Origin of the sequence: Rhizobium sp. AN6A, from assembly GCF_900215635.1 — a bacterium.
Classification (GTDB): Bacteria; Pseudomonadota; Alphaproteobacteria; order Rhizobiales; family Rhizobiaceae; genus Agrobacterium; species Agrobacterium tumefaciens.
Genome location: NZ_OCNC01000003.1, coordinates 154,687 through 169,235, shown reverse-complemented (window position 1 = coordinate 169,235; position 14,549 = coordinate 154,687). Strand labels below are relative to the sequence as shown.

Annotated in this window: 11 protein-coding genes; 5 read left to right on the top strand and 6 right to left on the bottom strand. The window is 59.8% G+C overall.

Translation table 11 applies throughout. From position 1 onward, the window contains the following. Position 1: 1 nt before the first annotated feature. Positions 2–2,494, top strand: coding sequence for a DNA ligase D (ligD, locus tag CRO62_RS04705; RefSeq protein WP_097099398.1), 2,493 nt, complete (start codon positions 2–4; stop codon positions 2,492–2,494). A 3-nt stretch (positions 2,495–2,497) separates the two neighbouring features. On the opposite strand, the gene CRO62_RS04700 is transcribed toward ligD, so the two are convergent. From CRO62_RS04700 to CRO62_RS04690, 3 genes are all read right to left on the bottom strand, one after another. After that, positions 2,498–3,289, bottom strand: a complete 792-nt coding sequence (locus CRO62_RS04700; protein WP_097099397.1) for a Ku protein — start codon at positions 3,287–3,289, stop codon at positions 2,498–2,500. Between the two features lie 97 nt (positions 3,290–3,386). Next, complete coding sequence (locus CRO62_RS04695; protein ID WP_004431194.1) at positions 3,387–4,391, bottom strand: inorganic phosphate transporter; 1,005 nt, start codon at positions 4,389–4,391, stop codon at positions 3,387–3,389. Beyond that, positions 4,391–5,035, bottom strand: coding sequence for a DUF47 domain-containing protein (locus tag CRO62_RS04690; protein WP_097099396.1), 645 nt, complete (start codon positions 5,033–5,035; stop codon positions 4,391–4,393). Before CRO62_RS04690 ends, CRO62_RS04695 begins: the two co-directional genes overlap by 1 nt. Positions 5,036–5,148: 113 nt before the next feature. Between CRO62_RS04690 and CRO62_RS04685 the strand changes: the two genes are divergently transcribed. Then, positions 5,149–5,691 carry an NUDIX hydrolase gene (locus tag CRO62_RS04685; RefSeq protein WP_038495316.1) on the top strand — a complete coding sequence of 181 codons (543 nt, stop codon included), beginning with the start codon at positions 5,149–5,151 and terminating at the stop codon, positions 5,689–5,691. Between the two features lie 21 nt (positions 5,692–5,712). On the opposite strand, the gene CRO62_RS04680 is transcribed toward CRO62_RS04685, so the two are convergent. Together CRO62_RS04680 and CRO62_RS04675 are read right to left on the bottom strand one after the other, a co-directional pair. After that, positions 5,713–8,859, bottom strand: a complete 3,147-nt coding sequence (locus tag CRO62_RS04680) for an efflux RND transporter permease subunit (protein WP_097099395.1) — start codon at positions 8,857–8,859, stop codon at positions 5,713–5,715. 1 nt (position 8,860) lies between these two features. Then, the gene (locus tag CRO62_RS04675; RefSeq protein WP_097099394.1) at positions 8,861–10,009 is read right to left on the bottom strand and encodes an efflux RND transporter periplasmic adaptor subunit; all 1,149 of its coding nucleotides are present in this window, start codon (positions 10,007–10,009) and stop codon (positions 8,861–8,863) included. Positions 10,010–10,198: 189 nt separating this feature from the next. Between CRO62_RS04675 and CRO62_RS04670 the strand changes: the two genes are divergently transcribed. The 3 genes from CRO62_RS04670 (at position 10,199) to CRO62_RS04660 (ending at position 13,510) form a co-directional block, all read left to right on the top strand. Continuing rightward, positions 10,199–10,873, top strand: coding sequence for a response regulator transcription factor (locus CRO62_RS04670; protein ID WP_097100383.1), 675 nt, complete (start codon positions 10,199–10,201; stop codon positions 10,871–10,873). Beyond that, the gene (locus CRO62_RS04665; protein ID WP_097099393.1) at positions 10,870–12,204 is read left to right on the top strand and encodes a sensor histidine kinase; all 1,335 of its coding nucleotides are present in this window, start codon (positions 10,870–10,872) and stop codon (positions 12,202–12,204) included. Before CRO62_RS04670 ends, CRO62_RS04665 begins: the two co-directional genes overlap by 4 nt. A 325-nt stretch (positions 12,205–12,529) precedes the next feature. Further along, on the top strand, positions 12,530–13,510 hold the full coding sequence (locus CRO62_RS04660; RefSeq protein WP_097099392.1) for a DUF535 family protein: 981 nt from the start codon (positions 12,530–12,532) through the stop codon (positions 13,508–13,510). A 31-nt stretch (positions 13,511–13,541) separates the two neighbouring features. Here the strand turns inward: CRO62_RS04660 and CRO62_RS04655 are convergent, their stop codons facing one another. After that, the gene (locus CRO62_RS04655) at positions 13,542–14,462 is read right to left on the bottom strand and encodes a hydrogen peroxide-inducible genes activator (protein ID WP_025594953.1); all 921 of its coding nucleotides are present in this window, start codon (positions 14,460–14,462) and stop codon (positions 13,542–13,544) included. Between the last annotated feature and the right edge of the window lie 87 nt (positions 14,463–14,549).

Sequence of the window (14,549 nt, the reverse complement as noted above, 5' to 3'; positions counted from 1 at the left end):
CATGGGTTTGCAGAGCTATAACGCCAAGCGCAGTTTCGACAAGACGCCGGAGCCGAAGGGCGACAAGGTCGATGCGCAGGGATCGAGTTTCGTCATACAGAAGCACGATGCCCGCCGGCTGCATTACGATTTCCGGCTGGAGATGGACGGCGTCCTTAAAAGCTGGGCGGTAACGCGCGGGCCGAGCCTTGACCCGGAGGACAAGCGCCTTGCGGTGCACGTCGAGGACCACCCTCTAAGCTACGGCGACTTCGAAGGCGTAATCCCGAAAGGTCAATATGGCGGCGGGACCGTCATTCTTTGGGATCGTGGTGTCTGGCGCCCGATTGGCGACGCGAAGAAAGGCTACCGCAAAGGCCATCTCGAATTCGAACTTGAGGGCGAAAAGCTTAAAGGCCGCTGGCATCTTGTACGTATGCATGGAAAGCCCGGTGAAAGCCGTGAAAACTGGCTGCTGATCAAGGGCGACGACGAAGAGGCAAGACATGATGGCGGCGCCGATATTCTGGAGGAGCGGCCGGAATCCGTGAAGACTGGCCGAAGTGTTGAAGAAGTTGCCGCCAAGCCGAAGGACACCTGGAATTCGAAGCCTGTATCGAAAAAGACCGTTAGTTCTTCCTCGGGCCAAAAACAGGCGCATGCCCTGCCGAAAGGTGCCCGCAAACAGGCGCTGCCATCCTTCGTGCCGCCGGCACTTGCGACGCTGAAACCCAAGCCACCGGAAGGCTCCCGCTGGCTGCATGAGATCAAGTTCGACGGCTATCGCCTGCAGGTCCGTATCGACCACGGCAAACTCCAGCTTCTGACCCGTAGCGGACTGGACTGGACCGAAAAGTTCGGCGATGCCGTGGCGGGAGCGCTCAAGTCGCTGCCGGCCGAAACGCTGATGATCGACGGTGAAATCGTGGTAGAACGGGACAGCGGCGCCTCGGATTTCTCTGCCTTGCAGCAGGACTTGAGCGAAGGGCGCAGCGACCGCTTCGTTTTTTATGCCTTCGATCTCCTGTATCTGGATGGCACGGATTTGCGCGGGGCGGCGCTGACGGACCGCAAGGCGCTACTGGAAAAGCTGCTGCCCGCCAGCAACCCGCATCTTCGCTACAGCGAACATTTCGAGGAAAGCGGCGGGCTTGTTCTCGATCATGCCTGCCGCCTCAGCCTCGAGGGCGTTATCTCGAAGGTCAAGGACAGCAAATACGTCTCGGGTCGCAAGGGAAATTGGGTGAAATCCAAGTGCTCGATGCGGCAGGAGTTCGTCATCGGCGGCTACACGCTGTCATCCGCGTCGGACAATGCCCTCGGCTCGCTGGCGCTCGGCGTTTATGAGGAAGGCAAGCTGCGTCATGTCGGCCGCGTCGGCACCGGCTATACCGCTGATGTTGCCGAAATGCTGCTTGGCCGCCTGAAACCGCTGGGCATCGATGATAGCCCTTTCGGCGAAAAGCTCACGGCACTTGCGCGCCGCGACCTCTATTTCGTCAAGCCGAAACTGGTTGCAGAAGTGGAGTTTCGTGCCTGGTCCGGAGATGGCAATCTGCGCCATGCATCATTCCGGGGCTTGCGGGAAGACAAGCCGGTGGACGAAATCGAACGCGAGGATAAAGCAGTGTCGGAACAAGGGACGCCGCAGTCAAAGATCAAGTTCACCCATCCGGAACGGCTTTACTGGCCGGGCGATGGCGTGACCAAGGAAGGGCTTGCCGATTATTATACGCAGGTCTGGCGCTATATGGCCCCCTTTGTAGTCAACCGGCCTCTGGCGCTGCTGCGTTGTCCTGAAGGGATTGATGGGCAGCGTTTCTTCCAGAAACACGCCTGGCGCGGTGTGAACAAGACGATAGAACAGATCAAGGATCCGAAGGACAAGGGCGGGGAACCGCTGATCCGGATTACGGATTTCGATGGCATGATGGCGCTGGTCCAGTCCGCTGCGCTTGAAATCCACCCATGGGGGGCGACAACCGCGAACTGGGAAAAGCCCGACATGATCACCATGGATATAGACCCCGGCGAGGACGTGTCATGGCAGGAGGTAATCGATGCGGCACTGGAACTGAAGCGGCGTTTCGAAGATGCCGGTTTGGCCGCTTTCGTGAAAACCTCCGGCGGAAAGGGGTTGCATGTCGTGGCACCTTTAAAACCGGAAGCGGGATGGCCAGCCTTGAAGGCTTTTGCAAAGACCATGGCGGATGACATGGCCAAGGCAGAGCCGGAGAAATATCTTGCGGTGGCAACCAAGGCGAAACGCCAGGGCCGCATCTTCCTCGACTATCTGCGTAATGGCAGGGGCAATACGGCTGTTGCGCCCTATTCGACACGTGCCCGACCGGGAGCCGCCATTTCAGCGCCAATCGAATGGGCGGAACTCTCAGATGAGATAGGTCCGGCACACTTCACGGTCAGCAATATCGGCGCGCGCCTTTCTGCCCTGAAGAAGGATCCATGGGACGGCTTTTTCGCTGCCGCGCGACCCCTGCCGAAAAAGGCCCGATGAGCGTCAGCCTTTCTTGTCCGAGGCAAGGCTTTTCTTCAAGGCATCCATGATGTTGATGACGTTGCCGCCGGTCCGGGTTTTCGTGCCGGTCTTCTTTTCCGGGGAAGAGACGGTCTTGCTCTTGGTTTTCAGCAAAGCGTTGATCTTTTTCTGGATCGGATCCTGAACCAGCGCCGGTTTCCATCCCGTCATCTGTTTGCCGATGCGTTTTTCCATCGCGTCCAGCAGCGGCTTTTCGATTTTCATCTTCGGGTCCAGCGCGTCGATGCTTTCGCGCACTTCCTCGCCATAATGCAGGGTCCACAGAATGATGCCCTTGCCTGACGGTTCCAGCAGAACCGCTCTTTCGCGGCGATAGAGAACAAGCCGCGCAATGCCGACAACGCCGTTTGCCCGCATCGCTTCCCGGATCACGCTGAAGGCTTCCGTGCCGATCTTGTCTTCCGGGCGCAGGAAGTGCGGCCGGTCGTACCATATCCAGTCGATAGAGCCTGTGGGTACGAAGGTCTGGATGTCGATGGTGCGGGTGCTTTCGAGCGCGACCGCATCGATCTCGTCATCCTCCAGCAACACATAATCGTCTTCGGCGCGGGGAAACCCCTTCACCTGGTTCTTTGCGGCCACCGGCTTGTGGGTAACGCTGTCGACATAGCGGCTTTCGACGCGATTGCCGGTTTTGCGGTTGAGAACGTGGAAGCGGTATTTGTTGCTTTCGGTTGTGGCAGGCGTCAGCGAAACTGCTGCCGTCACCAGCGACAGCTTCAGATAGCCCTTCCAGAAGACCTGCCGTGCCATGATCCGAGATCCGCCTTGTCGCCTATTGTCTCCCGGATCAACAACCACAGGGTGGCTTTTGTTCCGGGAGCTTTGGCAGAGAGGGCGGGTCTCTGTCTCAGCCGAACAGCGATGTAAGACCATAGACAGATGCGGATATCAGGGCAGCGGCGGGCATGGTCACGACCCAGGCAATGACGATATTGCCCGCAAGGCCCCAACGCACCGCCGAGACGCGACGCGCGGCACCGACGCCGATGATGGCGCCGGTGATCGTATGGGTGGTGGACACCGGAATGCCGAGCCACGTCGCGCCGAAAAGTGTCAGCGCACCGCCGGTTTCGGCGCAGAACCCCTGCATCGGGTTCAGCCTGGTGATTTTCGACCCCATGGTGTGCACGATGCGCCAGCCGCCGAACAGTGTGCCGAGCGCCATGGCCGACTGGCACGAGATCACCACCCAGAACGGCACGTAGAAGCTCTCTCCAAGATGCCCCTGGCTGAACAGCAGCACGGCGATGATGCCCATGGTCTTCTGTGCATCATTGCCGCCGTGGCCGAGCGAATAGAGCGAGGCGGAAATGAACTGCATGATGCGGAAGGTGCGATCCACGGCGAAGGGCGTCTGGCGCACGAACAGCCAGGAGACGGCAAGCACCAGCAGCAGTGCCAGGAAAAAGCCGATGGCCGGCGACATGAAGATCGCGCCCACGGTTTTCAGAAGACCCGACCAGACGATGGAATTGAAACCGACCTTGGCAAAGCCCGCACCGACGAGACCGCCGATCAAGGCATGTGACGAGCTGGAGGGAATGCCGAAGATCCAGGTGACGATATTCCAGACGATGGCGCCCATCAATGCCGCGAAGATGACCTGCGGGGAGACGATGGCCGGATCGATGATGCCGGTTCCGAGCGTTTCGGCCACATGCAGGCCGAAGAACAGGAAGGCGATGAAATTGAAGAAGGCCGCCCATGCCACCGCATATTGCGGGCGCAATACACGGGTGGAGACGATGGTGGCGATGGAATTTGCGGCGTCGTGGAGACCGTTCAGAAAATCGAAGAACAGCGCGATGGCGATAAGGCCGACAAGCAGCGGCAGTGCAAGCGCGACATCCATCAGACGTTCTCGATAACGATGCCGCTGATCTCGTTCGCCACGTCCTCGAAGCGGTCGACGACCTTTTCGAGTTCGCCGTAGATCTCGCTGCCGATCATATAGGCCATGGCATTGCCGGTCGTACCATGGCGCCGGAAGAGGTCCTTCAGGCCCTGGTCATGAAGCTCGTCGGAGCGCCCTTCGACGCGGGTGACCTCTTCGGCAATCACCGACAGGCGCTGGGCATTGGTGCCAACCTTTTCCAGAAGCGGGATGGCTTCGGCGACGAGGCTTGCCGCGCGTACGATCTCGTGGCCCATCTCGCGCATCAGCGGGTCGAATTCGGTTTGCTCGAACAGCCGGATCGTCTTGACGGTCTTGTGCATCATGTCGATGGCGTCATCCATGGACTGAATGAGGTCCTTGATATCGCCACGATCAAAGGGCGTTATGAAGCTGCGGCGAACCGCAAGCAGAACGTCGTGGGTAATATCATCCGCCTGGTCTTCGAGGGCGACGATAAGGTCGCAGTTTTTCTCGACGTCGACGCCGCTCAGAAGGTGGTCTAGAGCTGCGGCGGCTTTGACGACCGTTTCCGAATGTTTGCTAAACATGTCGAAGAAACGGTCCTCGCGCGGCATCAGCTTGCGAAAAATGCTCATCATGCGAATTGGCCCTCAATGGCGCTTTATTAGTTGTGGGGGGTGATTGTCATAAAACTGTCATAAATGCACGCGGGGCATTGATGCAACCCGGAAAATCGGCAGTATCAACGGATATGAAATCCACGAAGAAAAGCCGGAAAGCCCGTCCGGCGCGTTCCCTGACATTGCTCCAGCAACTTGCTGCTGTTCCCGAAAAGCTGTTCACCGGCTCTTTCCGGCAGCAATATGCCGCCTTATGCTTCCGTTATACCGGAAGCGGTGAAGAGATCGAAATCCTTGTTGTCACCTCTCGCACCAGCGCACGCTGGATCATTCCGCGCGGCTGGCCGATGAAACGCAAGAAGCCGCATGAGGCTGCCGCGATCGAGGCTTGGGAGGAAGCGGGCGTTCGCGGCCGCGTGAGGAAGGACGCCGTTGGCCGCTACACCTATCTCAAGATGCTCGACAATGGCGATGTCGTTCCCTGCGTTGTCGATGTCTTCCAGATCGAGATCACCGGGGAGGAAACGAGTTTCAAGGAGCGCGGCGAACGCCTTCTGGAATGGGTTCGCCCGGACGAGGCAGCAAGGCGCGTCCGAGAAATCGAATTGAAATCGCTTCTGGTCGACTTCCGCCCGAGGGGGAAGAGGAAGCGCCTGACCGAGGAAAAGTCCTGACGGCAAACGCCAGCAGCGAACCTAGGATGGTGATGCTGGTCGTTCGACCGATCCGGTCTCTCCCATCTCGTCCGGTGCCTTCGGTAGCAGGCGGGCGAAACGCCGGGTGACGCTGTCGATGTAAGACAGGATTGTCGGCACGACGATCAGGGTGAGCAGGGTGGAGCTGATGAGGCCGCCGATTACTGCGTGCGCCATTGGCGCGCGCTGCGCCCCGCCACCGCCCACGGCCAGCCCGAGCGGAATCATGCCGAAAATCATCGCAAGCGTCGTCATGATGATCGGGCGGAAGCGGATGATACCGGCGCTTGCCAGCGCTTCGTTGAGCGAAAGTCCACGCTTCCTTTCGCGGTTGGCGAAATCGACAAGCAGGATGCCGTTTTTGGTAACGAGGCCCATCAGCATGATGAAGCCGATCAGCGAGAACATGTTGATCGTGCTGCCGGCAACCAAGAGCCCGACGAGGACGCCGATGAGGGACAGCGGCAGCGACGCCATGATGGCGAGCGGTTGCAGGAAACTGCCGAATTGCGAGGCGAGCACGATGTAGATGAAGATGACCGCCATTGCGAGCGCGGTTACCATGTGGCCGACCGTCTCCTCCATGGTTTCGGCGTCGCCGCCGAAGCGGATATGGTAGCCGTCCGGCAGGTCGCGGGCGGCGGTGAGGGTCTTCAACACGTCTGTCACTTCGCCAAGCGCTCGTCCGGATATGTTGGCCGAAACCAGCACCTCGCGGCGATTGTCGATGCGGCGGATTTCGGTAGGTGCTTCCACGGTGGTGATATCGGCGACCTGATCCAGACGTACCATCAGGGGCGAGCCGTTGGATGCCGTGCGGCCGGTGGCGATCATCAACTCGCTGATCCTCGTCGTGTCGGCACGCCGCTCGCCGGGCAGGCGCACGACGATGTCGTAGCTGTTACCGCCCGCATCCGTCCATTTCGACACGTTCTCACCGGCGATGAGCGGCGAGAGCGCTGCGGCAAGGTCGGATCGGGAAATGCCGAGATCGCTTGCCGCCTCGCGTTTCAGGCGTACCGAAAGGATGGAGGTCACGTCGCGGGTGCTCGAGGTCACATCCACGAGGCCGGGGATTTTTTTCATATCTTCCATCAGACCGTCGGCGATCTTTTCAAGGATCGCCCGGTCGTCGCCAAGAATGCTGAGCTGTACGGGGCTTTCGCCACCGCCGAGACCGTTTTGCAGGATCGCGACCTCTATGCCCGATATGGCCGACAGGCGCTTGCGGATTGGATCGGCCAGCGTGACCGGAGTTCGGGTGCGCATCTCCAGCGGCACCAGTCCCACCAGAACGGCGGCGCGATGTTTACCGACGGTGCCGCCGGTATTGACGGTGGAATAGAGCATCTCGACCTCCGGGGATTCCTGGAGTGCCTTCTCGACCTGCCGCACCTTTGCCGTGGTGTACTCCAGCGAGGAGCCGACCGGTGCCGTGACGTTGATCTGGAAGCGGCCTTCATCCGTATTCGGTACGAATTCCGCACCCACCAGCGGCACCATCAGCAGGCTACCGACAAAAATGCCTGATGTGACGAGCAGGGTGACGAGCCGGTGGCGCAATGTCCAGCCGATCACGTGCCTATATTGATCGGCGAGCCATTCGAAGGCGTGATCGAAACGGGCGATCAGCCGGCCCACCGGACCGCGCCGGGTGTTGGGTTGCGCATCCGGATCGTACCAGACGCTCGATAGCATCGGATCGAGCGTGAAGGCGACGAAAAGCGAGATCAGCACGGCAGCTGAAACGGTGATGCCGAATTCGTAGAAGAACCGGCCGACGATGCCGTCCATGAAAGCGACGGGCAGGAAGACCGCCACGATTGTCGCCGTTGTCGCGATCACCGCAAGTCCGATTTCGTTCGTGCCATCGAGTGCTGCGCGGATATGGGATTTCCCCATGTGAAGGTGACGGGTGATGTTTTCGCGCACGACGATGGCGTCATCCACCAGAATGCCGATGGAAAGCGTCAGCGCCAGGAGGCTCAGGGTATTGAGCGTGAAGCCCATAACATCAATGACCGCCAGCGTGCCGATGATCGCGATCGGCAGCGTCAGTCCGGTTATGACGGTGCTGCGCCAGGAATTGAGGAACAGGAAGACGATGGCTACGGCAAGTGCCGCCCCTTCTATCAACGTCGTCTGCACCTGCGTGACGGATTCCCGGATGGGAATGGATGTGTCCGTAATGACTCGCAATTGCACGTTTTGCGGAACAAGGTCGGCATTGAGGGCGTCGAGGCGCTTTCTCACATCCGCGACAACCTGAACCGTGTTGGCATCTTGAACCTTGACGATGTCGATCGCCAGCGCAGTCTGGCCATTATAGAGGGCACGGTTTTCGGGGTCTGCAGCCCCTTCGGAGAGCGCGGCGATGTCGCGAAGATAAATGGCTACGCCACCGCGCCGGGCGACGACCATGTCCAGCAGCGCCTGCGGTTCTGCGATGCGGCCCTGCACCTGGATCGTGCGTTCGGAAACGGTATCGACAAGGCTTCCAGCCGGGCTGTTGCTGTTGCCGGTGCGTAGCGCGCTCACCACCTCGTTGATGCCGATCCCAAGCGCGCGCATGCGGGTGTCGTCGATCGTGATGTCGATCTGCCGCTTGCGGGCGCCAACCAGCGTTGCCTGCCCGACGCCGGGAACAGTCGTCAGTTGCCGCACCACCTTCTGGTCGGCAAGGGTGGTGAGTGCGGGTACGTCGAGCGACGTCGAGCTTATCGCCACCGACAGGATAGGCTCGGCGGCGGGATCGAACCGGGATATGACCGGCTTTTTGGCCTCTTGCGGGAAATTCGCGTCGATGGCGGCGATCTTGTCGCGCACGTCCTGTGCCGCGGTTGCGCTCTTAACCTCGAGCTTGAATTTTGCGACGACGACAGAGCGTCCCTCGTAGGAGGTTGACGTGATCTCGTCCAGACCGCCGATGGCGTTCAGCGCATCCTCGACCGGGCGCGTCAATTCTGTCTCCACCGTTTCGGGCGTGGCGCCCGGATAAGCGGTGGACACCACAACGACCGGAACGTCGACATTGGGGTAGAGGTCGAGCCCCAGCCGCTGCAACGAGAAAAGACCCATGACCAGAAGCGCCACCATCATCATGGTGGCGAAAACGGGATGGGAGACGGATATGCGGGTCAGAAACATCTCAGCCTGCCTTGTCGACCGTGACAGCCATGTCGGGCTGCAATTCGGGAAGCGGTGCAGTCAGGATCGTCTCACCGTCCTGTAGACCGGCGCCGATCTCGATCAGGCTGCCGTCGTTCCAGCGCGATCCCACCGCCACCGTCTGGCGGCGAAGATGGCCGTTCAGGACTTTAAGGACATGGTAGCCGGTTTCGTCTTTGCGAAGTGCGATTGCAGGAACGACAAGCGCATCGTTTTTTTCGCGCACGAGGATGGACCCGCTGGCGAACATTCCTCCCCACAGCCGGCCGTCGCGGTTGGCAAGCCGCAGGTAGACGGCAACGAAGCGCGTCCCGTCTTCGGCAACCGGGCTGATGCGGTCAACGGTGCTTCTTAGAGACTGGCCGCCGATGCCGTCAATATCGAGTTCCGCCGTCTGGCCAACGGCGACACGTGGGATGTCGCGCGTGGCAACGAGAACCTTCGCCTCAAGCATGCTTGTATCGACCAGCGTCATGAGTTCACCATCGGCACTGACGCGGGAGCCGGCTTCTGCCTGCCGGCGGGTAATGGTGCCATCAAAAGGCGCGCGGATTTCGGCATTGCGAAGGGCAAGGCGGGCGATATCCACCTGCGCCGAAAGGCTCTGCAGCCTTGCCGTTTTCACAACGACATCGCTCTTCGCCTTATCGAGCTGTTCCGCCGATGCGATGTTTTTTAACGCTAGCTGTTCGGTTCGGGTGAGGGCCTGCATCGCCAGTGTCAGTTCGGCCTCGGCCGCATCCCGGTCGCTCTGCCGCAGCAGAAGCGTCGATTGCAGTTCCTCGGTTTCGAACCGCACGAGCAGGTCGCCCGCCCGCACCGCCTGTCCGTCCCGGACGTTCATATCCAGAATTTTTCCAGCCTCGCGGGCGCGGATCACGACACGGCTGACCGGCTGAAGTTCGCCGCTGATGCTGAGCCGCTCCGCCATCGCTCGTGTGCCGATCCTTGCGACTTCCGCAGCCGTCAGTTCGAACGGGATACCGGCCGGGCTCATCGAGGTTGACGCCACGATCCCCTTCACGCGCTCGTTCGCATCGACGCTTCCGCGCGCCGGATCGAGAGCCGTGACGACGAGAGCGCAGCCCGCAAGCGCGATCCCCGCCTTGATCGTTCTTTTCACCCACATAACATAATCCTTCCAGGCAAAACTCATCCTGTGACCGCCGATCGAGCGGTCATGTCGCCTGTCGTGCAGGCTGATGTCTTCTGGATAAGTGTTCATAATTGCAGCAGCATTACCCGCCCGCATCTTCTGCGCCGCAATACTGCCGCAACCTTTCTGGCAGACAAGGAGGGGGCGAAGGGACGGTGGCAAATGAGACTTCTGTTGATTGAGGACGAAAAGGAAATGGCGGATGCGCTGTCGACGACGCTCGGCAAGCAGGGGATCGTCATCGACCATACGATGCGGCTCGGCGATGCGATGGAGCTGGCGCGCCAGCATGTCTATGATGCCATTCTGCTCGACCGTCGTCTGCCGGACGGGGAGGGGCTTACCTTCATTCCAAAGCTGCGCCGCGTCGGTATCGATACGCCGATCATCTTATTGACGGCGATGAATGAACCGGAGGAGCGGATCGAGGGGCTGAATGGCGGCGCCGACGACTACCTCGGCAAGCCGTTTCTCGTCGGCGAACTGCTGGCGCGGCTGCGCGCGGTTTTGAGACGACCGGCAAGCATCGCCCCGTCGCAGATTTCCGCAGGCCGCATCGTGATCGATCCGCTTCATCTCAGCGTCACGATCAACTCGCTTCCCTTCGATCTGCCAAGGCGCGAGCTGATGGTCCTCATCACGCTGGCGAAACGAAAAGGCAAATCCGTGCTGCGCTCGACGCTCGAGGCCGCTGTCTACAATTACGAGGAAGAAATCCAGTCCAATGCGCTCGATGCGCATATATCGCGACTGCGCAAACGCCTGCTCGACGCTTCGGCCGGGGTCAGCGTGCATAATATTCGCGGCATCGGTTATCTGCTCAGGGAAGACACATGAAAGCGCAGGGCAAGTCCAATCCGTCCTTGTGGTGGCAGTTGAGCTGGCAGCTCAGCATTGTCGTCTCCTCCATGATCGCTGTCGTCATCGTCGGACTCTGCGTTTACGGGGTGATGAAGCTCTCGCCCAATATCGGGCTCTGGAACGATTTGTCGGCGACGCTTGACGAGTCGCTTTCGCTTGATCCGCAAAAGGGTCTGGTCATTACAGAAGGACCGGCATTACGCGCCTTGAAGGCGAAGAATGAGACGTTGTGGTTCGTGGTCTCGACGCCTGACGGTCACGCGGCGACCTTCGGAACCGTGCCCGCCGTTTATGCCGAACTGGCGCGTTACGTTCATCTGATGACGGACGCCGATATTCGCGGCGGCAGCGGCATATCCGAGGTTGCTTCGGCTGAAAGTATCGAGACGACATCGGGACCCGTCAGGATCATGTTTGGCGGAACCTCAAATGCACGAGCGTCGTTTCTGACGCTTCTTGCCGGCACCTATCCGATTTATGTTCCCCTGCTGGCGGTTCTTTTGCCTGCGGTGTTCTTCTCCGTGCCGCACATCGTGCGCCGGGCGCTTGCCGGCCTGAGTTCCGTCGTCAAAAAAGCACCGGAGATCGACCCGCGACGACCGGGTTCGAAGCTTCCCGTCGAAGATGTGCCGCGCGAAGTCGTTCCGTTGATCGTTTCCTTCAACAGCATTCTCGAGCGGCTCGAAGAGCAGTTCCAGGCGCGGCAACGTTTTCTGATCGATGCCGCGCATGAATTGAGGACGCCGATTGCGATCATGCAGACCCGGATAGAGGGCCTGCCCGGACCGGACCAGCAGCGCCTGATGGGGGATGTCGCGCGGCTCGGTGAAACCGCCGAGCAGCTTCTGGCCTTTGAGCGAAACGATCAGGTGAACGACCGGCGCGAGGTGGTGGACCTTGTCGATATCGCCCGCACGGTGGTGGCAGAGCTCGCGCCGCTTGCGCTTTCGGCAGGTTACGACATCTCCTTCGAAACGCAGATCGAAAAATACGACATGCAAGGCAATCCCTTTGCCCTGCCGCGCGCCATCAGCAATATCGTGCGCAACGCCATCGACCATGGTGGAAACAAGGGGCTGATCCATGTCTCGGTTCTCGCAAACGGCGAAATCGCGATTTCCGACGAGGGGCAGGGCATACCCGAGGACCACCAGGAGCGGATATTCGAACCTTTCTATCGGGTCACCCCGAAAAGCACGGGTGCCGGACTTGGCCTCAGCCTCGTCAAGAAGATCGTCGCCAATCATAGCGGCCGTATAGTGCTGGAAAGTAACCCCTCTGGGAGCACGTTCCGGGTTCGATTCTGATTGCGCTTTGCGCTCTGTAGACCGGTCGCGGCGATTGTAATGCTGCCGCAACGTTCGCAGTCATAATGTATGGGCACGGGATCAACCGTGCCAACCGGAGTACACACAGTGACGCATCCACCGGATCGTTTTCTTCCGGATTTCCGGCGAGAAGACGGCGCGTAGAAAGCGCGTCGCCGGCCCGGAACCTCGCGCATTGCTGCAGCGCCATTGATCGCAGCAGAGCACCAATCCGATTTCATATTCGGTTCATTCTGGGCGCGCACAGTCCCGGCCAAATCACCCACGCCCCAGTCCAAACAGTCATACTCCCCGGAATTTTACGATGTCGCATACTGAAATCGCCGCATTCGCTGCGGAAAGAAACTCGGCGAAACCCGAGCCGGTCATCGCTGCGCAAACCATGACTGGCGATGGGCTGGAACTCCTCCGTTTTCCCCTGGCCTGGAGCGTTGCGACCTTCGTTATGCGCGCCCACTGGAAACGGGGCTTCCTTTTCTGGATGCGTTTTTTGGCTCATCCGCTTGTAACGCTGCGGTGGTGGCGGTTTCTGTCCCGATTCTCGGCGACGCAAAAACTGCCACCACCACATGACGAGCTTCTTCAGAAACCCCTGTCGAAATTCCTCGTCGGCAAAATCTCCTATGGAAGACGGCTGGAGTTTCTCATGGAGAATTTCATCATCGCCAGCGGTTGTTTTTCCAGAGAGGTTATGGCTGCGCTCTGGAGTGGAAAAACGATCGCAATCGGCACCATAGGCGGCCGTGCTAACGAATATCGCTGCACGCTTGCTCTTGCGGATTTATGTGGCGGCCGCCACGAAGGCGCTCTCGCGGTTCGGTTGATCAGAACCCGTGACGACGTCACCTTGTGGACGACGAAGTTTATTTTCGTGACGCAGGATGAGGGCGGGTACAGGACGATTGCCGTTGGCGGCATGCAGGGGCCACGCGCCGCAAAGCAGGAGATGGTGGCAGTAACGCGCGACCTTGCGGGTCTTCGCCCGAAGGATGCCGTTTTGATGCTGCTGCAAGGCCTAATCGAGACGGAAGCGGGTTCCTATTTCGCCGTCTCCCACGCCCGACACCCGATCAATTATCGTCGCGCGCGGCGGCAGAAAATGTTGCTTTCCGACATAGACGCTTTTTGGCGGGAACGTTCCGCCGAGCCGGACGACATGTTCGGTTTTCAGGTGCCGGTTTCAAGCCTCGAGGGCGCGGACAAGCGCAGCAAGATGAAGCTTGCCTTCTTTGCGATGGCTGCCCGGCTTTGCGAGGGCAACGCTGGGAGTGCTGCGAAGAGTTGAGACCGCAGATCCCAGTTGGCCCTCGACACCGTCACGCCGCTGCATCGGCAACGCGGCCGAGTTTTTGCAGGCCGCATTCGCGGACGATCTCGGCAATATGGGTAAACTGCGCCGAGAGCGGATTGCTCTTGCGCCACACCATGCCGATGGTGCGGGATGGTCTTGGCTCTGCCAGCCGAAATACCGAGACGGTGGATTGCCGCGTTTCCATATCGACAGCCATCTGCGGAATGAGCGTGACGCCGATGCCGGCGCCGACCATCTGGACCAGCGTCGAGAGCGAACTGCCCTCCATCAGCACGCGCGGCGGCGCGTTCGTCGTACTGCAGAAAGACAGTGCCTGATTGCGGAAACAATGGCCTTCCTCGAGCAGCAGCAGGCGCATTTCACCGAGCTTGCCAGCGCTCGGCACCGGCATCCCCGCATCCTCCATCGGCCGGACCAGAATGAATTCCTCGGAAAACAGCGGAACCTCTTCCAACGACGCTTCAGACACCGGAAGCGCGACGATTGCCATGTCCAGCCTGGCTTCCAGGAGGTCCTCGATCAGTTTCTGTGTTACCGCCTCGCGCGGGCGCGTTTCCAGTCCCGGATAATGCCGGGTGAGCGTCTTGATGACTTGCGGTAAAAGATAGGGTGCGACGGTAGGAATGACGCCGATGCGCAGGCGACCGCTGAGCGGGCCGTGCCTTGCCCTCGCCAAATCCTGCAATTCGTCCACCGAACGCAGGATCAGGCGGGTGCGTTCGGCGAATTCATCGCCGAGAGCGGTCAGCCTGATCTGGCGACTGCCCCGTTCGACGAGCGGTGCGCCGATCAGCTCTTCCAGTTCCCTGATCTGTAGCGAAAGTGCTGGCTGGGAAATGGAGCACGCCTCCGCTGCCCGCCCGAAATGGCCGATCTTCGCCAAGGCGTCGAAATAACGCAGGTGTTTCATCGATAGTCCAATCATAAGCTGAGCATATCGCAGCCTTTAGAATATACAATTGGAAATTATGGAACCCGGCTGTTAGTCATCGTCATGACAGAAAGAGGATGT